This is a genomic window from Cohnella pontilimi (assembly GCF_005049045.1).
GTDB classification, from domain to species: Bacteria; Bacillota; Bacilli; order Paenibacillales; family Paenibacillaceae; genus Cohnella; species Cohnella pontilimi.
In genome coordinates, this window is record NZ_SUPK01000002.1 from 542108 (window position 1) to 564152 (window position 22045).

Genomic DNA, 22045 nt, shown 5'->3' on the forward strand with positions numbered 1-22045 from the left:
TCATAAGCGGGCAGCGTTCAAGGATGCAAAAAGCGCGCCAGCCCGGCGGGAGCGGGCGGCACGCTTACATTTTCTCGTTTTCGATTAAGAATTGGCAGCCGTTTTCTCCTCAAAATTGGATTCCTCGGCGGCGGAGGATTCTTCGTCAAGAGCGTTCTCCGCACTGCGGGAACGAATGTCGGTGACGAAGCGGCTGGCCGCTTGTTTGGCGTCGGAGGCAAACTCCGTCGTGCGTTTGGCCAGCGTTTGCACCGCGCTGCCGGCCTGGCGGCCGATTTCGACGGTTTTATCGCCTACCTTCTGCGCCGTCACCGAAATATCTTTGCGCAGTTCGCGTCCGGGCTTCGGTGCGAACAGCAGCGCGGTAACCGCTCCTGTCACAGCGCCGGTCAGCGCACCCCACACAAACGCTTTGATCGCTTTTTTCTCAGCCATTTTCTGTCACTCTCCTGTCGAATGATCCGCACTCGGTCCCGGTTCACGGGCGGTATGATCCGTCTTCGCGCCCGAAAATGCTTTTACGCAGGTTTTCCGCGAGCGTTCTGGCAATGGCCGTCCAGTAAGATTCGGCTCCGTTCAGCTCTTCGTCGGGAGGAGCGGAGCCCAAAGTCGCCAGATCACGCCAGAACGAAGCGATGTACACAGCCGCCTCGGCTGCGGATTCCGCCGCGTCGCCCACGGCGCGCGCCCCATCCGACAGCCGGGCGAATCCGCCTACTGTCGTTCTGCACAACTCAGCCGCCGCCCTGCCTTCTCTGGCGAACGAAATCGATTCGTCCAGCGCCTTTTCCGCTTTCCGGACGACTCCCTCCGCCAGGCGGTCCCAGCGGCTCAGCGAGCGGCTCAATCGCATCATGACCGCTGCGAAAGCAACAGACGCGATCAGCGCAGCCGCCGCAAACACGTATGCCGCGACGTTCCATGCCATCCGAATCCCTCCAGACCTACCCGTCAACCGGGCGAATGCCCATGCGGTTAATCACATTGTATGGCGGGAAGCTTGGATGGGTTCGGCAAAATCGTCTCCTCCATTTTTGGGGTCCATATTTTTGTCCTAAAAATGGGCCTCAACGGAGTTCATGAGCCCTTTCCATTCGCTTGGTTTGTTCATCAAATAAAAGTGAGGACCTAAAGGAGGTAGAAGTTTATGGGCAAAGCAAAAAAAGGAAGCAAGTCAAAACACTCTAACAAACCAAGCTGGTTACTGCCGGTTGATCAAGCCTTAAAAAGTTTCCAGCGTGTCAAAGACAAAGATCTGGGAGAAGGTTTGATCAATTTGACTGTTGCTTTGATGATGAAACGGCACTACAAAGGAAAATAATACGCGACATCGGCATAGTTCGTCCTTCCGGACGATGCGGTGCACACCATATACCTGCCTGAATATTCGGCCATGGACTTGAAGCTCGTGGCGCTCCAGTGCTTGGGCCGACTGCATCGGTTACGCAATCCGTTGCCATGCGTCGGCGAGTTATTACCGTCAAAACTCAGCATGGGGCGCTGCGATCTCCTTTTGGCCTTATCCCCTTCACTCAGGTCACGCGTGGTGGAACTCTTTTAGCCTTATCCCCTTCAGTCAGGTTACGTACACGATATTAATCTTTTAGGGCTTATCCCCTTCAGTCAGGTCACGCGTGGTGGCACTCCCTTTTGGCCTTATCCCCTTCACTCAGGTCACGTACACGATATTAATCTTTTAGGGCTTATCCCCATCAATCAGGATTCATGGCGAGACCTCTCTTTTAACGCTTAACCTTTTCGCTCAGACGGGATTCCTCTCTTTAACGCTTATCCCCTCCGCTCAGGTGACTGAGCAAGTAGAGCCGTTCACAAAAAAGTGGTTGCTTTATCCATTTTATACTTGAAATAAGAACATACGTTTGGTAATCTGGGAATAGAACAATTGTTTCCGTTTGAGGGGTGCGCGGCGTGGAAATCGGAAGTTTTGAAGATGTTTGCATGATGTATGGAAAGGAAAAAAATTGTATTCAGGCTCTATTCACCCTTAAATGGCCGGAGGGCTATCGTTGCCCGCGCTGCGGCTGCAGTCAAGCTTCCACGATCCAGAGCCGCAGACTGCCTCTTTATGAATGTGTCTCTTGTTGGCATCAAACTTCGATTATCGCCGGCACCGTTATGCAAGGGAGCCGCACACCTCTTTCCAAATGGTTTCAGGCTTTGTACCTTCACACCCGGCCTTCTGCTATTTCTGCCACTCAGCTTTCCGAAATGATCGGAGTTACATACAAAACCGCCTGGCTTATGGGCCAAAAAATCCGGAACGCATTCAGCAGAGCCGACGAAAAAGAGCAATTGTCGGGCCTCATCCGGCTCACGCCTTCTTTATATGGACGAATGTGCCTCTCCTCTTCTTACCGAGAAACACATGAACATCCTTTGCTGATCGGTGCCTCGCTCAATGAGAATGCCCAGATCACCCAGATAAAGATCAAACAAGTTGCCGAATCCGAAATTGTTGGAAAAACGGTGAACAAAATCGGTAAAAACAATTTTGTGCGCAACCATGTTCAAATGGATGTATCTGAAGTGGTGTCTGATGTCGGCCGTGCTCGATTTGAACACTCTACTTCGCTGAAACGTTTGGGAAGGGCTGCGGGAAGCTGGTTGAATACCGTGTTTCATGGAATCGGGCCTAAACATTTACAGAGCTACCTCGACCAATTCAGTTTTCAAATAAATCAAACAGTGCGCAAAATGTCTGTGTTTCAGGCTTCCCTGTCCTGGTGTGCTGTTACAACTACTGTAACTTACTCAGAAATCATCAACCGGCCATCTCGCATCCCGGCACAATATGTGCCCCAACGTCACAAAAAATCCGCACTCCAGAAAGCCGGGTGAGGTTGGTGAGGCATTTCGTTTTGCTGATGGTTTGCAAGAAAACTCAAATGCAAAATTCATGGCGTATCTGAGCGACGGTGCTAAATTGTGTCGTAGCGGTGCTATCTGCTGAATTGCGCTGGTCCTGAGCGAATGGGATAAGGTACAAAGCGAGAATTGCGGCGGAGGTGCGGTGTTGTGTGCTGACGCAGGCTGGTCCTGAGCGAACGGGATAGGGTACAAAGCGAGGATTACGGCGGAGGTGCGGTGTTGTGTGCTGGGGCAGGCTGGTCCTGAGCGAACGGGATAGGGCATAAAATAAAAAACCATCCGAGGTGTGCGGATGGTTAGATGGCAGGCTGTGTAGTCAAGAGCCGGTGGAGTGGGTCTGTTCACGGCGAATGGCGTAGGCGCAGCGGGAGCCGCCGTCGGCTAGGCATTCTGTGCGCTCGACATCGGCGTTGAGGAGGCGTTCGAATAATTGCCTTTCGCACTGGCAGGCTTGCCGGTAGCGGTTCGCCACCTGAGCGACCGGGCAATTGTACTCATATAGCTTATATACGCCGGCTTCTTCGCCGGATTCCCATTCCGTCATGTAACCACCGGCGTTCTGGATAGCGGACAGCTCGGCAACCCGGTCTTCCAGCGTCCGGTTTTTCATCCGCTCGAGAAATCGGGTTTCGAGCTTGTCCCGGCGGCCTTCGAACATTCGGTCGATCATTTGGTCGCCGCCCGGCTGATCTTCCAGTTCGTTCAGCAGATCCAGCGTCAGTTGGAGGTAGTTTTTCGGAAACAAGTCGTCCGCTAATTCCGTTAACGCGTATCGGTACGAGGGCCGACCCATCGCTTGCCGGACCAGCGTGGAGCGAAGCAGTCCTTCCCGCTCCAACGTCTGGATATGCCGGCGAACCGCCATTTCCGTGATGCCCATCGCCTTGGCCATATCGCTGACGGAACAGTACCCTTGCACCTTAAGCATATGTAACAATTGGCTGCGGGTTGAAAGCTCCTCCTGCGGCATCATGAGCATCCCTCCTGGTCGACCGGTCTGCCGGCGCTTGCTGCCTGCCGTCGACACGGAGTCGTTGTTTGACTCCCATTGTACCGGAATCCGCTCCGCACGTAAATTGCCGCTTAGTCCCCTATTTTCAACCGCCAAGCTCCCGATCCAAGTAAGCGGTGACCTCCGATGCGAACCTGCTCAGCAGCTGCGGCAGCTCAGAGGTTAACGGATGAAGCTCCCTTCTCGGCCAACGCGTATAGTCTTGTACCAGCGGTTTGCGCAGCAGGACAAGACGTCTGAGCGGATCGGCCACTTCTCCGGAAATAACGCCTTCCCCGGCAATGATATCGATGATATCTTCGTAGCTGCTGGCGTCCCGCATTATAAAGCCGTCAATCAACGAGCTGCCGACGTCGGTCGTGATCTCGATCGCCAAGTGCAAGGCGCGTTCCTGGGCCAAACCTTGTATGAGGGTAGCCGTCCAATCGGCCTGCAATTGTCCCAGCGCCTGTACAACATCCGGAATGCAGGCCAGGCGCTCTGAAATAATTTCGCGATTTACATAATACACGGCCCGCGGGCCCCCTTTTATTTCCGTTTACGTCTGCCCCGCCGTTTCAGCCAAACAATCATGACCACGGCGCTGATGAGTATGACGACTAAGTACGTGAGCATTTCGAACAAATCGCCATTGCCCATATCCACCTTTTCCGCTAACGTCACCATGTTGTCCCTCTCAGCTCACGTAATCGACGCTGACGGAGCTTTCGCGAGCCGCAGTCATATGCCCGATCACTTTTTGGTGAACGGGATGTACTTGGTACGCTTGGAGGTCGTCCATAGAGGCGAATCGGGTCGTCAGCGCAATGTCGTAAGAACGTTCCGTGTGCAGAACGTCGACGCCGACCTCGATCGAGAGCAGGACATCGATCTTGCCCTCCATGTCGCGAAGAACCTGAGCGGTGCGTTCCACGCTCTCCGGTGAGCGGTCTTTCAGTTTAAACAAAACGATATGCGTAATCATGAGCTTGTCCCCTTTCCACGGATTAGGTATCCTTCCGGCGGTGTCCGCACATACTACGGGCATCACTCGGCGGAAGGAAGATCCTACATGCGGCGTTACCGCGTTACTTTGTTTTTTACGCTGTTCTCAGTGGCGTTAAGTCTGTATAACTATTCCGGGTATGATCCCCATAATCATTGGTTTTTTATGTTCAGCATTCCGGTCTGGTTCGTCGAGCTGTTCGGAGATATTCATCGGGTCGACGTGTTCGTCATGTACGCGCTGACGGTGATCACCTGGGCGGTGATCGGCTTTTTGGCCGATTTGGGGGTATCCCGCATCAAGACTTGGCAGCACCTCTAACGTACCCTGACGGCAAAAAGGAGCCTGATCGGCTCCTTTTCCTTTTTATGAGACGATAACTTTCGAGATCATGTTCGCATGTCCTTGTCCGCACATGACCGAGCAGTGGATTTCGTACGTACCGGGTTTATCGAACTTATAGGTAGCGGTCGGATGGGTTCCATCCAAGTTGAGATTCAATCCGACGAATTCCGCTCCGTGGCTGCCCAGCCGGTTGGAAAATTTGATTTGATACGTGGTGCCCGCCTTGACATGGTATTCTTTCTGATCAAACTCAAAGTTGGTTGCGGTAATTTTCAGCAGCTCCGTGCCGGGCGGCAACGCTTCCTCTTGCGGCTTCTGCGGAAGTCCGGCAGCAAGCAAATATACCCCCAAAGCACAGGCGACCGTTACGATCGTACTCATGATCCATTTGTACATTGAATCTGCTCCCCCTGCTCCATCCGAAATGTCTACCTCTTATATTACCTAAAATGACGGTTTGAACTCAAGCAGGTAACCGGAGAGGGCATGCAACTTTTTTTGACTTTTGACAAATTGTTGAACGATGCACCCACCTGAAAATCAACTCAATCGGTTTTGTCCCGCAAAATTTGCACGATCCGCCGAACGTTGTCCGGGATCGGGATGCCGAGTTCACCGCAATTCTCGACCACGGACAACAGCTCGTTGACCAGGTAAAACGAGATCGCTCCGCCCATCACCAAATTCATGCCCAGCAGGACATCGATCCGATGCGACAACATGATGACGAGCAATGTAAGCCCCTTTTTGGCCAAACCCCAAAACCCGATGTTGCTGTTGAGCCCGTCACCGCTCTTGACTGCCGCGAGTACGCCGGAAATATAATCCAAGCCCATGACAAAAACCAATAACGTCAGCGCTTCCGGCCAAATTCCAAAGGCGAAGTTGATCGCGCCCCCCAAAATGACGACGGCGCTTGCCGCATGAAGCTGCATGTCCATTCCCTCCCCGCAAAAACTTTTTCTGCAATATATTCGGGGTGGACAAGGGGGGAACGGCGATATGCGCTTATTGGCGCCATTCCTTACGGCGCTTTTCGAAAACCTGCCGCCTCCGCCTCTTCCTCGCTGCAAAACATTTGCTCCGCCTTCGTGCCTTTGTAAGAACGACCGCCTGGCACATGATAAATCTTGTCGCCTCTCGCGTTGATATTTCCCTTGATTTGCGGATTCGTGCACGGCGCAGGCACGGACGCAGCGGGCTCCTCCTCCGGCTCGGCCGACGACTGAGGAGCTCCTTGCGCGATTCGGGTTTCCAAAGCCGCGAAGTTCTCCGTGTCGTTCCACATCCGCTCGAATTGCTCGTGAAACGACCGCGCTGCTTCTTCCTCGCGGAAAACAATCAGCATCTCGTCGTTCACCGTACTGGCGGCTTTGGAGTAATTGAAGGAGCCGGTGGTGCCTATTTTCCCGTCCGCAATCGTCATTTTCAGGTGCATGAGGCCGCTGTGCTTGTTGATTTTGATTGGAATTCCCGCACTGCCAAGCAGCTTCAGCGCTTCGCTTTGCGTTTTCCCTTTGGATTGGCTGTAATCCGTGATGAGCCGAACTTCGACGCCGCGCCGTTTGGCCTGCTTGATCGCGTCCACGATATCGGGATACGTTAAGCTGTAAATGGCGATATCCAGCGTTTTCTCGGCAGAATCGATCACCTGGACAAGCTGCCGTTCCGGATGCTGTCCCGCTTGGGTGAACGACCATTCCACGCTGCTGGTTTGCGAACGCCCGACATCCGTCTTTTGCGTACATCCGCCGGCGACGAGAACCGGCAATAAGGCAAAAAGCAAAAATTTACGTTTCATATTCCATCCTCCGAAAACGTATGTTCCTGATTTATGCTAGCAGTCGGCCGTTTCCCGGGCAAGTTCTAATGGCATTCGATTTTGCAAACACTCAAAGGAAAACTTATAATTTCAGAACCGGTTTAAAAAAACGGTCAGGAGGAATTGAATTCATGCCCAATCGTCATGTTCCTGTTTCTATATTGGATCTTGCGCCTATCGTGGCCGGCAGTACGGCGGCCGATTCGTTCCGCAACACGCTGGACCTTGCCCGGCATGCGGAAAAATGGGGCTACAACCGCTACTGGCTGGCCGAGCACCACAATATGCCGGGGATCGCGAGCTCCGCAACGTCGCTCGTTATTTCCCATGTCGCCGCCGGCACCCAAAAAATCCGCGTCGGCTCCGGCGGCATCATGCTGCCCAATCACGCCCCCCTCGTCATCGCCGAGCAATTCGGCACACTGGAGTCTCTGTATCCGGGCCGCATCGATTTGGGACTGGGCAGAGCGCCAGGCTCCGACCAGCGCACGATGCGCGCTTTGCGCCGGGGCCTCGGCAGCGACGGGAACGACTTCCCGGAAATGGTCCGCGAATTGCAGTCTTACTTCAATCCTGAGCAAGGCGACGGCGTGCCCGGCGTTCGGGCGGTTCCAGGGGAAGGGTTCGACATCCCGATCTGGCTGCTCGGTTCCAGCGGCTTCAGCGCTCAATTGGCCGGGCAGCTCGGCTTGCCGTTTGCGTTCGCCAGCCATTTCGCGCCGGATTACTTACTGCCTGCGCTCGAGATTTACCGCACCAACTTCCGCCCGTCGGACACGCTGCAGGAGCCGTATGCCATGGTCGGCTTAAATGTTTTCGCGGCCGATACAGAAGAAGAGGCGCGCCGGCTGCGCACCTCTCATCAAATGCAATTTTTGAATTTAATCCGCGGCCGCACCGGCCAGTTAGGTCCGCCGGTGGACAACATGGACGAGTTGTGGTCGGATCACGAGCGCGCGATCGTCCTTCAGCAACTGAGCTATACGGCAGCCGGGAGCTCGGACAACGTGCGTGAACAAGTGCTGAGAGTCCTGGAAGAAACAGGAGCGGACGAACTGATCGTCACGTCGCAAATTTACGATCACCAAGCCCGGCTGCGGTCATATGAAATCTTGGCGGACGTTATGGGACTTTATTGATATTGATCCACTACTTTGGAAATATAGCGGAATCCGTCGATATCGTGCCCTTTGAGCGCCGCGATTTTCTCCGCGAGCAGCATCAGCGGCAGCACCGCGCAAATCTGCGCCAGCAGCTGGTTAGGCTGCCCAGGCAAGACGATGATACGTTCTTGCGAGATTGAGGGCAACCGGACATCGCGGTCGACCACGAGGTATACGAGAGCGGACAGCGACACCAAATGCTCCGCATGCTTCAGCGAGTCGTCGACGCTGTCGGCCGCCGCCAAAATGACGATCGGCAGACCGGGCCGGATGACTTCAATGTTTCCGTGCCGGAATTCGGACAATGACATGCCTTCCACATGCTGGAAGGTTTTTTCTTTGAGCACGAGCGCGCCTTGCTGAGCCGTCACGCCAAACGCGCCTGCTCCCAGCAGATAAAAGTTGTCGTGCTTCTCAAGTGCCGCTGCCCACTCGGAAATTCGCTCTTCGCTGCGGCGGATCGACTCCCGGATGGCGTCCGGAATCTGCCGCAACTGAGGCGGGAATCCGGCCTCTTCACCAGCCGCCAGAGTGAATAAGATCAGCAGCGTCGCCACATACGTCTTGGTCGCGGAGCTCACTTCTTCGCCGGCATTCATCAATAGCGTTTCGTCTGCGCCGGTTCCTAACGCGGAATGCTCATTGTTGGTGATGCCCCAAACCGTGACGCCGCGCTTTTTCAGGTACTCGACCGCCACCTGGGTTTCGTAGCTTTGACCGGATTGCGATACTAGGATGACCAAGGTGTCTTCATCTAAACTACGATCGAGCAGCGCGACATCGGATGCCGGTATGACATGCGGAATGAGCCCGCCGTATTTCATAAACGCGTACTGTCCGATTTTGCAAGCGTTGAGCGAGGCGCCCGTTCCCATCAGGATCAGCTGCTTATAGGCAGCAAGCGCGGCACGGCAATGGTTGAGCTGCTCTCGGCTCGCTCCGGCAAACTGTAAACTTACGTCATAAGCACCGTGTATTTCTTGGAACGTTTTCGAACTCATGTGGTTTGCAGCCCCTTGTGCTCCGCGGGAAGCCGGATTAAACCGAACCGGCCTGCGCTGGCGATCAAATTCTCGTTTCGCAATGCATATTTGGCGCCATGAATCCGATCAAGCCCCAACAAATAAGCTCCCACAACCGGCTCATACAGCGCATCTGCCAAAACCGCCTGCGGAGCTTGTTGCGCGAGCGTTTCCCCGATCACCTTTTGCAGCAAACGGTCTTTCGCCTTGAAAATGCTGCCCGACAGCACCACATCCGTCCTCAGCTCGGGATCGCCGATTTTGCGCAAACCGGCCAACGCATACCGCGTGATGGATCTGCCGTAGTTCTCCACGATCCCGCGGGCCACCTCATCGCCGGAGCTTACGATGTCAAACAAAACCGGAGCGACCAGCTTATATGGGCCCAATTGTTGATGGATCCGGCGAAACAGCAGGTCGTCGACAGACGAAAGGCCGTAATAAGCAAGAATTGCATCGGTCAACCGGGTGTAGGGACCGATGCCGGCATGCGCGTTGCAGACGGCGACGACCGCCGCTTTACCGAGCGCATAGCCGCCATGATCATCGTCGTTCACATAGTATCCGAAGATAAAGCGCCCTCCGTCCGGCATTTGCACCGCCGCATTAAACCCCGTACCCGCGCAAAGCACCACGCTGTGACCCGCGTCGGTGCCGGCCCGCTGCGCGATCACGCAATCGTTCTGAACGTGGACGGAAGGAATCCCCATCGTCCGAATCAAGGCATCCTGGAGCAACGGATATTCATGGTCCCAGTCGGCGCCTGTTAGACCGCCCACGAGAAGTCTGACCTGTGAGGGAGCAATTCCGGCTTGCAGTATCGCCTGATCGCATGCCTGCTTTACGAGGGACATGGCCAAATCCAGTCCATCGCTCGAATGGCAAGCGCCGTCCGCATAGCCGATTCCAAAAATGTTCCCGTTCCGGTCTCCGACGACGGCGATCGTTTTGGTCGATCCTTGATCGACCCCGAGCAAAAACTCCATCCCGCTCACCTGTTTCCGAAAAATTGCGGCAAATACACTTTGTTCGCTTCGAGCAAATCGTCCAGAAGCGGAACGGCGATGTCATATTCGCCGACGAGCGGATGAGCGAGCAAAGCCAGCAGCGCTTTCTCTTTGTCGCCGTGCACTGCCGCTTCCACGGTCAGCTGCTCGTAGTTTTTGACCGCGCTGACCAGTCCCCACCCGATTGTCGGGATATCGCGCAGCGGCAACGGCTTGATGCCGTTCTTGTTGACGTTGCAGGCGATCTCCACCACGGCGTCGTCCGGCATCATAGGAACAGCCCCGCGGTTAGGCACGTTTACAACCGCCCACATGTTGCGGTCATTGTAGATCGCATCCATGATGCCGAGCGCGACTTCGGAATAGCCGCCTCCGCCCCGCTTAGCCAGCGCTGCCGGTTTTTCATACTGCTCAGGGTCGGCATATGCGGCGAACACTTCTTTTTCGAGCAGCTGCACCTGCTCTCCGCGAGTCAGCGGAGCTTCGAGCTGCTCGGCCACCCTTAGACCCTTGTGATAAAAATATTGCAAGTAGGGGCTCGGGAGCAGCCGCAGACGCTTCACCATCTCTTTGTCCAAACTCCAGGTCCGGTCCGCCGCCAGGTCGAATTCCTCGTCGGTGAGCGACCGCCCGTCTACGGTGATGTTCCACGCGTAGTTCAGATGGTTCAGTCCGTAAAAGTCGTAACGAACCGAATCCGGATCGACACCGAGCGCCTTGGCCGTCCAATTCCGCGGGAACAGGCCGCCCGAGCACAGGCCGGCCATATTCGCTTTGGAATATTTGGTCACCGCCTCCGTAACGAGACCGGCCGGATTGGTATAGTTAATGATCCATGCATCCGGGCTGTAACGTTCGACGTCCCGGGCGATCTCCAGCATGGCCGGAATGGTGCGGAGCGCTTTGGTGAACCCGCCCGCACCCGTCGTCTCTTGGCCGATCAGGCCGTATCGGTTCGGAATTTTCTCGTCGTTGATCCGGGCCGCATTCCCGCCTACACGAATTTGGACATTCACAAATGCGGCTCCTTCGATCGCATCCCGGCGATCCGTCGTGGCACGAATGTTGACCGGAAAATTCAAATACTGCGCGAACCGTTTGCTGAATCCGAGCATGATGTCCAATCGTTGCTCATCGATATCCATCAGTACAATTTCACGGATCGGAAGCCGGTCCTTGAGCTTGGCGAAACCTTCGATCAGCTCCGGAGAGTACGAGCTTCCCGCTCCGATAATGGCCACTTTTACACCGCTCATCCTGTTCACTCCCATGTCTCTATTCCATTCGTACGGCTGGCTCAATACGCGGCTGAAGAAGCTTCTCCCTTCGATCGCACAGCTTCCGGCGCAGCTCCCAGCACGGCGGAAGCCACCGACATGCTGGCCAAGTCGCCGACGCTTTCGCCGAGACCGGCGGGAACGACCCGACATACTTGCAAGTTGTGGGGCAGTGCTTCCTTCGTCAACTGCTCCAGCACGATCGGCTCCAGAATCGACTGCTGGCGGCCGTAGATACTGCCGATGACGATAAGCTCGGGATTCAAAATATCCACGAGTATGGCCAGCCCTTGTCCCAGCCGGTTCCCGACAACCCGGAAAATGTCCAGCGCGAGCGGGTCGCCCTCCTTCGCCGCTTCCCCGACCTTCTGCGTCGTAATATCGTCCAGCTCCGCGGCCGTCGCGCAAAACGACGGCGGGTTCCCTTGGGCAATCGCTTCTTCCGCGCGGACTCGAGACAGCAGCGCGATGCCGCCTCCGCTGCAGAAGCCTTCGAACGAGCCGGCTTTGCCGTATCCGATCGGGCCGTTGTCGTCAAGCCGGATGTGTCCCACTTCGCCGGCCATGTCGTTCGTTCCGGTATACAGCCGGCCGTCCAAAATCAACCCGGCGCCCATGCCGGTGCCGAACGTCAGGAAAATCATGTTGCGGCAGCCCCGGCCGGCGCCCCATTTCCATTCCGCCAGCGCGCAGGCGTTGGCGTCGTTCTGAAGGCCGACCGGGACGCCGAACCGTTCCCGGATCGGCGTGACGCAATCGAACTCATCCCATCCCGGCAAGTTGGGAGGAGACAGCACCACGCCGGACCGGCTGTCCAACGGCCCCCCGCAGCTGATGCCGACGGCGGCGAGCGGTTCGCTCGAATGCTTTTCCGCCAGCAGCTCCTCCAGCGTATCCATGAGCCGCCGGATCGTTTCCTGCGGTGTCGGCGGAGTCGGAAAGCTTTGTTTCACGAGCAGCTCGATCCCCGTTTCCCGCGTTCTTCCGAGCGTCACCGCACATTTTGTGCCGCCGATATCCATTCCTCCGAGTAGTGTCATGGCGAGAAAAACTCCTCTTCGATCAAGATGCAAAGCGCATGATAAATCGGCAGGTGTCTCTCTTGAATATCCGGCGTGCTGTCGAACGGAACGCAAACGGCGGCGTCGCACAACGCTTTCATACGGCCGCCCGACCGTCCCGTCAAACCGATCGTGCCCATGCCGAGCGCCTTGGCGACCCTTAGCGCATGAAGCACGTTGGCGGAATTCCCGGACGTACTGATGCCGATCAGCACATCTCCCGGCTTTCCGTAGCCGTAGACCTGCTGTGCGAACACCAAATCCGGCGCCGCGTCATTGGCGAAGGCCGTCGACAGCGCCGTGTGGCTCACGAGCGAAATCGCTGGCAGCGCCCCTTGCAAATGCTGCACAATATAACCGGCGGATTCGGCATCGACCGCCGAGAGCTTGTCGCGGAACGAAGAAGGAACCGGCCGCTGCAGCATGAAGCCTTTCATCAGCTCGCCCACGATGTGTTCGGCGTCCGCCGCGCTTCCTCCGTTGCCGCATATGAGCACTTTGCCGCCATTGCGGAAACAAGTGCGCAGCAGCTCAAAGGCTTGAAAGATATCCGCCGAACAGGCCGGCTGCAGCTCCGGATATTTGGCGTAAAGTTTATCGAGAATCGCATACATGATGGATCCCTCCTTGCTGCTGGCAGTTATTCATGAGATAAATTCATCAAATGGCGGATCGCTTTTTGAAAAAAGTCCGGTTTGCCAAAGCTGCCCGATTTCAGCACAAGCAGCAGCGGCCGTTCCCCAAACGTGAGGCAGGAAGGAAGTCCGGGTTCGATTTCCCGGACGATTCGCATGCCTTGAACGCCCAGCCGCTCGCATGCCGATGCAGAAGTATCTCCACCGGCGATTATGGCGCGCGTCTGCCCGGTTGCAGCCAATACTCTTGCGGTAATTTCCGCGAGCGATCCGGATACGAGCCTGGAAACGTCGGTGTTGCTCAAGCCCATTTGTGATCCGGCCGATTTCGTCTGCCGCACCTGCTCCGCGTCATGAGAGGAATGGACGAGGACGTGCCGGCCGCTTAGATTAAGCGCCGCGATTTGTTCCGTGAGCGAAGCCAATAATGGTTCCCGGCCCTCCGGATCGAGCAGTTTCAACGTGTCTAATTCGAACACCGACGTGCCGCATGTCCGCAGCTCCTCCACTTGCCTCGCGGTTTGCGGCATCAGGCTGCCGGCCGTGATCAGCAGGCCGGCATCGCTTCCGGCCGGAATCGCCGGAGGCGCCGCCTCGGAAGGCGAGGTCGCCTTGCGCAGTAGAGCGAGCTCTTCCGACAGCGCGGAGCTGCCGCACAAGACGCGTTCCTCCAGCACCGCCTCCGCAATGATCCGAAGTGCTTGCTGGTCCGTCACATCAAGAATCAAATAATGGCATCTGTTCTTCATCTCTTCGATGGCTTGCCGCAAAGCATCGGGCCCTTGCTCCACGACGGTATGGTCCAGCTGCGCCACCGTGCGCTCCGTCTGCCCGCGCAGAATGCCGGCGAGATCCGACCGCGTCATCGGATGGACCGGATCGTGCCGGAACTCCGACTCTTCCAGCTTCTTGCCGTGCACATAATGGATGCCGTCTACCGTCGTTCTCCCGTTTTTCGGAAACCCGAGCACGACCACCGCGAACGACTCGCCGAGCGCATCCAGCATCGCGTCGAATTCCGCGCCGATATTGCCTCGAAACACCGAGCAGGTCTTATTGATGAATTGGGTGCACCCCAGCTCCCGCAGCTTCGCCGTGGCCGCGAACACTTTGTCGTAAGCCGTCTTCGGCGAATCAAACCGTGAATTCGTATCGAAAATGACGACATCCCCGTCTTTCACTTGAGGATAGGCCGAACCGCCGGCGGTGAAAGGATAGATATGGGAGGCGTATCCGGCTTTGGCGAACATAATGCCGATATCTCCCGCACCCGTGATGTCGTCGGCCGAAATGCCGATCATTCCTCCCACCTCCTGCGCGGCTTGTAGCCGGAATGCGAGAGGAAGTGCTGCACGGCCGCTTCCGGCAAAGGATTCATGCCGATGCCTCCAGCTTGTGCGGTGACGGCCATCCGACACGCCATTTCCAACGTTTGCAGCGCCATTCTCGCTTCCTGCAGCGTCGTATCGTACACCAGCACGCCGTGGTTCTCCAAAAGCAGCACGTTCGCCCGCTTCGCCTTCTCGCGTACGACTTCGCCAAGTTCCACCGACCCCGGATGCCGGTAAGGCACCCGCTCCACGCGCTCCAAATAGTACATCGTCTCCACGAATAACGAAGACGGAATGTCCAGACCGGAGCAAGCCGCCAGCGTGCTGTAAAAAGGAGAAGCGTGCAGCACGGCGCCGATTTCCGGCCGGCTTTCGTAGATCGCGCGGTGCATCGGCATTTCCTTGGATGGCTTCTTCGCTCCAGGGTCCTCCGGCTGCCCGTCGAACCGGCACTCCACCAAATCTTCTTCCGCGAGCTCGCCCAAATAGGTGCCGCTCGCGCTGATCATGCAGGAATTTGGGCCTGTCCGGGCGCTGATGTTGCCCGCGTTGCCCCAGGCCAAGCCGAATTGCATCATATAGCGGCCCACATCCTGAAGCTGCCGCCTGATCGTCCGGACGTCCGTCATCGGATTGTCACCGCCTTATCGAATCTCTTGGACAGCCATGTTCCAACCCGCCAATTCAAGCGCACGCTGCTCTTTCGGCACGCCGCTCCAATCGATGGAGATCGTTTTCTTTTCTCCCGGCAGCAAAGAAAGATCGTTGTCAGAGAAATACACATATCCTTCCGCCACCAACGGACGCGCATCTTCCAAATGTACTTGCACTGCTGCGAAACCACCCGCGTTGCTCAGTTCAAGCTCCCACCGGTCATCCGCCGTTTCCCGCTTCACCGCTTGTACCTCGGTGTCCGCCGCGTCAAGCATCGGCTGCATGTCCGCGGTGCGGCTGAAAGTGTAACGGTTGTCTGCAAGGACACGGCCGGAAGCGTCGGAGAGCTCCAGCACAAGGAAGAAAAGATCGTCGCTTACCCGCTCCATCGGAATCTCGATCTTATAAAACTTGATCGGAGTCCGGGATTCTACTCTTCCGGTCCACAACCCTTCCCCGTAAACGGAACCGCGGGCACCAACCAACCGCCAAACCGCCTTCACGCCGGACAGCGTCTCCCTATGCGAACTTACCGCCCATAAATCGGCTGCGAATCGCTGCTGTCCTTCCCACGCCATCATGTCGAAGCCGGCGCTGACCGAAACTTGCCGGTAAGCCTTCGCAACCGCGTAGTAAACTTGCTTCGTATTCGCGTAATAATCGAGCGCCGATGTGCACCAAGCGTTCGGGAACGGTTCGTTGAATTGCCACGGGAGCGTTCCGCTGCTTTGCTTCTTCCGGCGCCGGTTCGACTCCAACGCGTAGCCGAGTCCCTCTGCCTGCAGGAACTGGCTGGCCCGGATTAACGTCCGCACCTCCGTCAGCCGGCTGCCGAACGCCTCCTGCACCAGCTGCTCGTTGTTCCACCAGGAACCCCGGTGGAAATAAATCGGATTGTCTTTCCCCGCCGGCCATTGATTCATCTCGCCGATGGTGGCGTTCAACGTCTTCAAATTGGTCATGCCCTCGACGCCAAATTCGCTGTGGAGCAGCGAAGTGCCGCCGTTGAATAGCGTATAGTGCGCGGTCAACCCTTGATGCTCCCAAGGGCCGTGCACATCATGCAAACCGGTCGGGTCGTTCGCGATATTTTCCAGACTGTTCATAAACAGCCGTCCGCTTGGCGACGTCGGCAGCCAGAGCGCGCCGGGGTGAAGCCGCTGCACCGCTTCCTTCAAAATCGCCAGCACCGGCTCGTCGTCATCGAGCGGAATGTCGCCCGCTCCCTGCAGCTCGTTGCCGCCGCACCAAAGCACGAGCGACGGGTTGTTCCGCTTGCGCGGAATAATCGATTCTGCTTCGGCGGCCATCATCGCCAGAAAATCCGGATCCTCGCTCGGCTTGTTCGCGATGCCCGAGCTCGATTGGATGAATTCCTGCCATACCATGATGCCGTAACGGTTGCAAAGCTCGTAGAACGCGTCCTTCTCGATCAGGCCGCCGCCCCAAATGCGGAGCATGTTGACGCCGGCGCGCCGCGCGAGCTGCAGCAGCCGCTCAAGCTTCTCAGGCTGCGGAACACCGTACATGACGTCCATCGGCACCCAGTTCCAGCCTTTGATAAACGTTTTTTCCCCGTTGACGACAAGCGTGTACGGCTTCGCGGTCGTATCCGTCGTCTCGTTCGCCTCAAACCGAACTTCGCGGATGCCGAACACCACGGTGCGGTCCGCGGACGCCGCTTCTGCGCCGACCTCGGTCACCGTCACGGCCGCTTCATACAAATGCGCTTCGCCCGACCCGTTCGGCCACCAAAGCTGCGGCTCCGCCAACTTGACCAGCGTGTTCAGCCGCGTCTCGCCCGTCGTCACCGCATGCCGGGAAGAAGCCGAAGCCACCGGGCGTCCTTGGAACCGTACTTCCGTCCGAACTTCCACCAAAGCAGAACGAGTAGACGACAAGGCGGTCGATACCGACACATGCGCATGCCGGTAATCCTCCGTCAACTGGGGACGAACATACACGTCTTCCAGCCGGACGGGACCCGTCACTTCCAGATAGACGTCGTCCCATATGCCTTGGTGAATCATGCGCGGGCAAAAGTCCCACCAGTAGGTCATCCGGCTTTTGTGCGTGCGGACATAGCTCGTTTTGCTGACCTGAGGCTGCTCGTCCGGCGCCTTCTCGATGACGACGGCAACAAGATTGTCCTGCCCGTATAGCAGCGCATCCGTCACTTCGAACACCGCCGGCGTGTACATTCCCTTATGCGTGCCGATCGGCCGGACGTTCAGGAAAAACCGCGCTTCGTAGTCGACGCCTTTAAAATGCAGCTGCACCCGCTGTCCGCGCAGTTTCTCCTCCACAAAAAACGACTTTTTATAAAGCCATGTACGCTCCGGCACCCACTCCACGAGCAGGCTGTTGCGTTCAAAGAACGGATCCGGCGTTTCGCCGTTCTTCCATACGTCGTGCAGCACCGTACCGGGAACGGTTCCTTGGCGCCACCAGCGGACGTCCTTCGTATCCGGCTTCTCGGCATCGCGCCATATCCAATCCTCGCCTACAAAATCTTTGTACCACCAGTCGCTGCCGTTTAACTCGATGCGCTGCGTCAAGCCCGGTCACCGTCCATTTCGAGCAAGTTCGTCTCGGTCACAGGGCGGCCGGCGTCCACCGGAATGCGCAGCGTTTTGATCTCGCAAGGACCGAAAGAAACGTCCACCTTGCGGTTCCATTTCGGGAACGTCAGCACCGCTTGCGTGGCGGTCTTCGTGGCTTCGTAGCAGCGGACGATCAGATCGTCGTTGTCTTCCGCTTTCTTCACCGCGCTCACGATGATGTTGTCCTGGTCGACCGAGAGGAAGGAGTCCTGCTGCGGCAGCGGACCTTCATGATACGTCTCGATAATCGCCGTCGGGCGCTGATTCAATTCCAGCGTACGCTTGACGGTACCGGCCTGCTCCCAGCTTCCTTGGTGCGGCAGCAGCCGGTAATGGAACGTTTGTATGCCTTGATCGATGAATGAATAATGGCCGTCCGGATCCGGCACGCGCGGATCATGATGCGCGTAGATCGGGCTGCGCAGCACAGTCATCGCCAAATCTTTGTTCATCATGCTGTAGCTGTACTTGGCATCGTTGATGAGCGAAAGACCGTACACGGAGCCGTCTCCGCGAATGATGCCGGTATAGTCGACCCAGCCTTGACCGGGTTCTTCCTCGCCGTTATGCTCGCGCTCTTTGAAACCATATGGAATTTCATACGTTTGTTTGGTGAACTGCAGGTTGACCGGGAACACGAGCTTGAGCGCCTTGAACTGCTCGCGCCAGTCGACCGTTACTTTCACGTCGATATAATCGAGCTCGCGGTACATCGTAAAGTCCTGCACGATGATCGAACGACCGTATTCGCTGGTCACGCGAATGACCGATTTGACTGGGCCGTGTTCGACGCGGCGGACGCTGCGGGCCTTGAATTCGCCGATTGCATCCTGGAAATGAAATACGTTATGGCTCCACGTGTCCGATTTGTCTTCCATGACGACCGGCTTTGCGGCCGGTCCGCCGAATACGTCGAAGTTCGCTTTTTTGTCATGCAGCCGGGAAATAAAGCCCGTGCCCGGATCGAATTCCAGGCGCAAGCGGTCGTTTTCCATCGTGTAATCGCTCGCTTGAACCGAAGGGATAACCAGCTTAGCCGGATTTCCGGTACCGCTGCGTACTTTGTACACGCGATAGCCCATCGGCGGCAAGTCCGCGATGAAGCTAATGCGCCAGCGGCCGTCCGCCGTCGCGAGAGACTGCACGACCTGATACGGGATTTGCTTGCCGGTCTCGTCCACCAAAATCGTATGATCGCGGATTGGCGTGATTTCGAGTTCAACGTTGACCCGGCTTTCCCAGGCGTGTGGGTTAAACACGACGATCGGCTTCATGCCCTCCTCCTGCTCGATTCCGATATTCCAAGAGAACGATTGGATGGCGTAGTTGAGTCCGCGCTCGGCGATCGACATCGCTTCTCCGTGCATGTTGCGGGCATCCTCGTACGCCGGCTCGATGCTGGTTCCGGCCAAAATGTCATGGAACTGGTTAAACAGCACGTTTTTCCACGCGCGATGGAAGTTCGCCGGATACGGCTGGCCGGTGACGCGCTCGGCCAATGCCGACCATTTTTCCGCGCTGATCAGCTTGTTTTCCGCTTGCCGGTTCCACTGCTTGATGCCCGAATGAACGGCATAGCACCCGCTGGCGTGATGCTGCAGGTCGTCGTGCACGACCGGGTGCTCGAAGCCTTCGACTTTGCGGAAAAATTCATTCGGCGCCGTAAACGGCAAGCTCGGAAATGCGGGGTCGTTGTTCATCCGCTTGATACTTTCGATGTTTTCTTTCGTCGGGCCGCCGCCGTGGTTGCCGACTCCATAGAACACCATGAGATCGTTCACCGGATCTTTCAGCTCGTCGATGCAGCGGGCGACGTGTTTGTCCAAATCTTTGCCCCACGTGCAATATTCGAATGGTATACGATAGGCAAGCACGCGCGAGCCGTCATCGGATTCCCAATGGAACGTGCGGGCGGGCAGCCCTTTCTCGTTCGGCATCGGGCGCATGAACACGTAATAATCCATACCACTTTTCTTTAAAATTTGGGGAAGCATGCCGTGATGGCCGAAGCTGTCGACGTTATAGCCGACTTTGGCCATAACGCCGAACTTCTCGTGGAAATAGCGTTGCCCGTACAAGCCTTGGCGCACGAACGATTCGCCGCCCGGTATGTTGCAGTCCGGCTGAATCCACCAGCCGCCGCAAATTTGCCAGCGGCCTTCGCGGATGCGCTGACGAATTTCCTCGAACATCTTCGGCTCGTTCTCTTCCACCCACTCATAGAAAGCAGCGGAGCTGGAAGTGAACACGAAATCCGGATACTCATTCATCCGGTCCAGTACGGAACGGAACGTCGCTTTCGTTTCTTGCACGCCTTCCTGCCATTGCCATAACCAAACCGGATCCAAATGCGCGTTGCCGATCATATGCAGCTGCTTCTCTTTCATCCGCTATTCCTCCCAAAATGCAATTCTCTATCATCTATCGCTTGCGCACGGTGACCAATGCTTCCGCATGCTGGCCGAACCGCACGCCGTCCACCCGCAAATCCGCGGCAACCCGAACGCGCCGCTTCGGAGGTCCATTCGGGGTTACCTGGAACGCGACGCGCGCGAGTCCGCTCGGCATCAGCGGCGTTTCCGCCTTTTCCGGCTCGACCTTCCAGCCCGGCGGCACGTTCAGCGTCACATCCGCGAGTGCATCCCGCTGATAAGGGTTCATCACTTCGGCTTCGAGCCGAAAGCTTTCACCCGGCCACACTTTGGTCTGGTACGGAGACATACGAACCCCGATGCCTTCCGCACCGAAGTCCACATCCTCCAGCGTCAGCAAATCCCGGTGAATTCTCTCCAGCGTCTCGCCCCGCTTCGCGAGCTCCTCGAAATAGCCGGGCGTCACCCATAGCGGCGACCAATGCCCTGTGCAAATGACTTCCGGATTCAGCTTCCCATAAAGAGCGGCGCTTTTTACGAAATCCTGGATATGAAAACGGTTCGGATATACGTAATTTTCAAGCAGCCCCTCTTCCCCGTGATATTGGTCTCCGGAGATGAGCACCTTTTTGCCGTCCACCTCCAACGAGATGGCGACCGCAAACAGCGTGTGCCCGGGGAGCGGGTGCAGCGTGAACTCGTGCTCTTCCCACTGAATCGGTACGCCGAGCGGCAGCTCGCGGTCCACCGGAATCGGGTCGTACCAGAGACAAGGCAGGTCATAATGCTCCGGCCGCCGCAAAATGTCCGCGAACGTCTCCGCCGCCCACAGCTGCGTGCCTTCCGTATCGCGCAGCAGGTTGATGCCGGCCACGTGATCGTCGTGATAATGCGTCGGAACCACGGCATCTACCTGATGCACGCCGTACTGTTTTTTCAATGTCCCGAGCGTATACAGCCACGGCCTGCGCGATGACCGCTCCGTACCCGCCGGCATGCCCATCAGGAAATCGTGCCCGAAGTCGAAAAAGAGCGCTTTGCCGCTGTCCGACAACAGCACGTAGTGATACGCGAAACTGGTGCGGTTGCGGAGCAGGTGCGGCGTAATTTCGACGAAAGGCTGTTCCCGAAGACGCAGCAGCGGTTCGTTCTGGCGGCGGAAATACATGAGCTCCCGCAGCCGTTCCACGAGCAGGTCGATCGCTTCGTCCGGCTTTTCCATCACCTGGCCATGCGACGGCAGCAGCCAATCCGGCTTGCGGTCCTTCAGATCGAGGACAGAGAGCGCGGTGTGCGCCAAGCCTTCGCCGCCGCTGTAAGACCAGTGTGTCGCCGCCAGCGACCAAACTTTGCCGGGTCCTGAAATCAAATCGCCGGTGAACGCGAGGCATCGGCCGTCGTGCCGGGTCATCAGTGCAATCGAGCCGATCGTATGTCCGGGTGTGGGCACGATCGTGAACTCCAGCCCGGAGCAGCTGAATTTCTCGTAATCTTTCAACGTGCCGGCAATCGGCACCGGCGCAATGAGAGAGAAACGGTCCTGGCGGACGTTGTAGTTGTTCAATATTTCCCGCGCCTGCCAGTACGCGTCCACTTCCGAGAACAATTCCTGTTCGTTGTGCGGAACCCAGATCGGAATGCCCGCCTCCGCCGCGCGGTCCAACCCTTGACCCTGGTCGCGGTGATGGTGCGTCATCAGGATCGCCGATACGCGCTCGACCCCGATTTCGGCCAGCCGGTCCAGCACCTCTCCGCTTCCGAAGTCGATGAGCACCGCTTCCGCACCTTTTTTCAACACGTAAACATGGCACATGTCGCGGAACATATACAAATTTTCGGATAGCTTGATGATCAAGGAAAACACCTT

General features: G+C 56.9%; 23 protein-coding genes. 4 read left to right on the top strand and 19 right to left on the bottom strand.

What is annotated here, in order from left to right; all coding sequences use genetic code 11:
* Window positions 1-84 precede the first annotated feature (84 nt).
* Together E5161_RS06630 and E5161_RS06635 are read right to left on the bottom strand one after the other, a co-directional pair.
* A complete protein-coding gene (locus E5161_RS06630) occupies window positions 85-435 on the bottom strand; it encodes a YtxH domain-containing protein (RefSeq protein WP_136776905.1) in 351 nt (116 codons plus the stop codon).
* A 43-nt stretch (window positions 436-478) separates the two neighbouring features.
* Window positions 479-928, bottom strand: coding sequence for a hypothetical protein (locus E5161_RS06635; protein WP_136776906.1), 450 nt, complete (start codon window positions 926-928; stop codon window positions 479-481).
* 219 nt (window positions 929-1147) lie between these two features.
* Here E5161_RS06635 and E5161_RS20710 point away from each other — a divergent pair, with 219 nt between their 5' ends.
* Entirely contained in the window at window positions 1148-1321 is a 174-nt protein-coding gene (locus E5161_RS20710; RefSeq protein ID WP_169306590.1) for a hypothetical protein, read from the top strand.
* A gap of 608 nt (window positions 1322-1929) precedes the next feature.
* A complete protein-coding gene (locus E5161_RS06640; RefSeq protein WP_136776907.1) occupies window positions 1930-2859 on the top strand; it encodes a transposase in 930 nt (309 codons plus the stop codon).
* 346 nt (window positions 2860-3205) lie between these two features.
* On the opposite strand, the gene E5161_RS06645 is transcribed toward E5161_RS06640, so the two are convergent.
* From E5161_RS06645 to E5161_RS06655, 4 genes are all read right to left on the bottom strand, one after another.
* Window positions 3206-3862, bottom strand: coding sequence for a helix-turn-helix transcriptional regulator (locus E5161_RS06645; RefSeq protein ID WP_211246697.1), 657 nt, complete (start codon window positions 3860-3862; stop codon window positions 3206-3208).
* Window positions 3863-3986: 124 nt separating this feature from the next.
* Entirely contained in the window at window positions 3987-4412 is a 426-nt protein-coding gene (locus E5161_RS06650; RefSeq protein ID WP_136776908.1) for a DUF86 domain-containing protein, read from the bottom strand.
* A 17-nt stretch (window positions 4413-4429) separates the two neighbouring features.
* On the bottom strand, window positions 4430-4567 hold the full coding sequence (locus E5161_RS20715) for a hypothetical protein (RefSeq protein WP_169306569.1): 138 nt from the start codon (window positions 4565-4567) through the stop codon (window positions 4430-4432).
* A 10-nt stretch (window positions 4568-4577) separates the two neighbouring features.
* Window positions 4578-4865 (bottom strand): Dabb family protein, encoded by a 288-nt coding sequence (locus tag E5161_RS06655; RefSeq protein ID WP_136776909.1) that lies wholly within the window; start codon window positions 4863-4865, stop codon window positions 4578-4580.
* 87 nt (window positions 4866-4952) lie between these two features.
* Here E5161_RS06655 and E5161_RS06660 point away from each other — a divergent pair, with 87 nt between their 5' ends.
* Entirely contained in the window at window positions 4953-5207 is a 255-nt protein-coding gene (locus E5161_RS06660) for a hypothetical protein (RefSeq protein ID WP_136776910.1), read from the top strand.
* A 45-nt stretch (window positions 5208-5252) separates the two neighbouring features.
* On the opposite strand, the gene E5161_RS06665 is transcribed toward E5161_RS06660, so the two are convergent.
* The 3 genes from E5161_RS06665 to E5161_RS06675 form a co-directional block, all read right to left on the bottom strand.
* Entirely contained in the window at window positions 5253-5627 is a 375-nt protein-coding gene (locus E5161_RS06665) for a cupredoxin domain-containing protein (RefSeq protein WP_136776911.1), read from the bottom strand.
* Window positions 5628-5776: 149 nt separating this feature from the next.
* Window positions 5777-6166: a phage holin family protein gene (locus tag E5161_RS06670; RefSeq protein WP_136776912.1), complete on the bottom strand. Its 390-nt coding sequence runs from the start codon at window positions 6164-6166 to the stop codon at window positions 5777-5779.
* An 89-nt stretch (window positions 6167-6255) separates the two neighbouring features.
* Window positions 6256-7032, bottom strand: a complete 777-nt coding sequence (locus E5161_RS06675) for a phospholipase D family nuclease (protein ID WP_136776913.1) — start codon at window positions 7030-7032, stop codon at window positions 6256-6258.
* Between the two features lie 152 nt (window positions 7033-7184).
* Between E5161_RS06675 and E5161_RS06680 the strand changes: the two genes are divergently transcribed.
* A complete protein-coding gene (locus E5161_RS06680) occupies window positions 7185-8192 on the top strand; it encodes an LLM class flavin-dependent oxidoreductase (protein WP_136776914.1) in 1008 nt (335 codons plus the stop codon).
* Here E5161_RS06680 and E5161_RS06685 read toward each other — a convergent pair.
* The 10 genes from E5161_RS06685 to E5161_RS06730 are packed head-to-tail and all read right to left on the bottom strand — an operon-like array spanning window position 8186 to window position 22033.
* Window positions 8186-9217: an SIS domain-containing protein gene (locus tag E5161_RS06685; protein WP_136776915.1), complete on the bottom strand. Its 1032-nt coding sequence runs from the start codon at window positions 9215-9217 to the stop codon at window positions 8186-8188. The two genes, E5161_RS06680 and E5161_RS06685, sit on opposite strands and share 7 nt — an antisense overlap.
* Window positions 9214-10224 carry an N-acetylglucosamine kinase gene (locus tag E5161_RS06690; protein WP_136776916.1) on the bottom strand — a complete coding sequence of 337 codons (1011 nt, stop codon included), beginning with the start codon at window positions 10222-10224 and terminating at the stop codon, window positions 9214-9216. Before E5161_RS06690 ends, E5161_RS06685 begins: the two co-directional genes overlap by 4 nt.
* Window positions 10225-10229: 5 nt before the next feature.
* Window positions 10230-11501, bottom strand: coding sequence for a 6-phospho-beta-glucosidase (locus tag E5161_RS06695; protein WP_136776917.1), 1272 nt, complete (start codon window positions 11499-11501; stop codon window positions 10230-10232).
* Between the two features lie 41 nt (window positions 11502-11542).
* On the bottom strand, window positions 11543-12562 hold the full coding sequence (locus E5161_RS06700; protein WP_136776918.1) for an ROK family protein: 1020 nt from the start codon (window positions 12560-12562) through the stop codon (window positions 11543-11545).
* A complete protein-coding gene (locus E5161_RS06705; protein WP_136776919.1) occupies window positions 12559-13197 on the bottom strand; it encodes a D-sedoheptulose-7-phosphate isomerase in 639 nt (212 codons plus the stop codon). Before E5161_RS06705 ends, E5161_RS06700 begins: the two co-directional genes overlap by 4 nt.
* A gap of 26 nt (window positions 13198-13223) precedes the next feature.
* Entirely contained in the window at window positions 13224-14519 is a 1296-nt protein-coding gene (locus tag E5161_RS06710; RefSeq protein ID WP_136776920.1) for a four-carbon acid sugar kinase family protein, read from the bottom strand.
* Complete coding sequence (locus E5161_RS06715; RefSeq protein ID WP_136776921.1) at window positions 14516-15178, bottom strand: class II aldolase/adducin family protein; 663 nt, start codon at window positions 15176-15178, stop codon at window positions 14516-14518. Before E5161_RS06715 ends, E5161_RS06710 begins: the two co-directional genes overlap by 4 nt.
* 15 nt (window positions 15179-15193) lie before the next feature.
* Window positions 15194-17761, bottom strand: a complete 2568-nt coding sequence (locus tag E5161_RS06720; protein ID WP_136776922.1) for a glycoside hydrolase family 2 protein — start codon at window positions 17759-17761, stop codon at window positions 15194-15196.
* Window positions 17758-20193 (bottom strand): alpha-mannosidase, encoded by a 2436-nt coding sequence (locus E5161_RS06725; protein ID WP_136776923.1) that lies wholly within the window; start codon window positions 20191-20193, stop codon window positions 17758-17760. The genes E5161_RS06720 and E5161_RS06725 overlap by 4 nt, the downstream gene beginning before the upstream one ends.
* A 34-nt stretch (window positions 20194-20227) precedes the next feature.
* Window positions 20228-22033, bottom strand: coding sequence for an MBL fold metallo-hydrolase (locus E5161_RS06730; protein ID WP_211246698.1), 1806 nt, complete (start codon window positions 22031-22033; stop codon window positions 20228-20230).
* Between the last annotated feature and the right edge of the window lie 12 nt (window positions 22034-22045).

Bases quoted from the DNA above. Each gene is read 5' to 3' on its own strand.
- E5161_RS06700 (WP_136776918.1), bottom strand. From the start codon at position 12,562: ATGACACTACTCGGAGGAATGGATATCGGCGGCACAAAATGTGCGGTG.
- E5161_RS06690 (WP_136776916.1), bottom strand. From the start codon at position 10,224: ATGGAGTTTTTGCTCGGGGTCGATCAAGGATCGACCAAAACGATCGCC.
- E5161_RS06635 (WP_136776906.1), bottom strand. From the start codon at position 928: ATGGCATGGAACGTCGCGGCATACGTGTTTGCGGCGGCTGCGCTGATC.
- E5161_RS06675 (WP_136776913.1), bottom strand. From the start codon at position 7,032: ATGAAACGTAAATTTTTGCTTTTTGCCTTATTGCCGGTTCTCGTCGCC.
- E5161_RS06660 (WP_136776910.1), top strand. From the start codon at position 4,953: ATGCGGCGTTACCGCGTTACTTTGTTTTTTACGCTGTTCTCAGTGGCG.
- E5161_RS06715 (WP_136776921.1), bottom strand. From the start codon at position 15,178: ATGACGGACGTCCGGACGATCAGGCGGCAGCTTCAGGATGTGGGCCGC.
- E5161_RS06705 (WP_136776919.1), bottom strand. From the start codon at position 13,197: ATGTATGCGATTCTCGATAAACTTTACGCCAAATATCCGGAGCTGCAG.
- E5161_RS06645 (WP_211246697.1), bottom strand. From the start codon at position 3,862: ATGATGCCGCAGGAGGAGCTTTCAACCCGCAGCCAATTGTTACATATG.
- E5161_RS20715 (WP_169306569.1), bottom strand. From the start codon at position 4,567: ATGGTGACGTTAGCGGAAAAGGTGGATATGGGCAATGGCGATTTGTTC.
- E5161_RS06685 (WP_136776915.1), bottom strand. From the start codon at position 9,217: ATGAGTTCGAAAACGTTCCAAGAAATACACGGTGCTTATGACGTAAGT.
- E5161_RS06680 (WP_136776914.1), top strand. From the start codon at position 7,185: ATGCCCAATCGTCATGTTCCTGTTTCTATATTGGATCTTGCGCCTATC.
- E5161_RS06670 (WP_136776912.1), bottom strand. From the start codon at position 6,166: ATGCAGCTTCATGCGGCAAGCGCCGTCGTCATTTTGGGGGGCGCGATC.
- E5161_RS06695 (WP_136776917.1), bottom strand. From the start codon at position 11,501: ATGAGCGGTGTAAAAGTGGCCATTATCGGAGCGGGAAGCTCGTACTCT.
- E5161_RS06655 (WP_136776909.1), bottom strand. From the start codon at position 4,865: ATGATTACGCATATCGTTTTGTTTAAACTGAAAGACCGCTCACCGGAG.
- E5161_RS06725 (WP_136776923.1), bottom strand. From the start codon at position 20,193: ATGAAAGAGAAGCAGCTGCATATGATCGGCAACGCGCATTTGGATCCG.
- E5161_RS06630 (WP_136776905.1), bottom strand. From the start codon at position 435: ATGGCTGAGAAAAAAGCGATCAAAGCGTTTGTGTGGGGTGCGCTGACC.
- E5161_RS06710 (WP_136776920.1), bottom strand. From the start codon at position 14,519: ATGATCGGCATTTCGGCCGACGACATCACGGGTGCGGGAGATATCGGC.
- E5161_RS20710 (WP_169306590.1), top strand. From the start codon at position 1,148: ATGGGCAAAGCAAAAAAAGGAAGCAAGTCAAAACACTCTAACAAACCA.
- E5161_RS06665 (WP_136776911.1), bottom strand. From the start codon at position 5,627: ATGTACAAATGGATCATGAGTACGATCGTAACGGTCGCCTGTGCTTTG.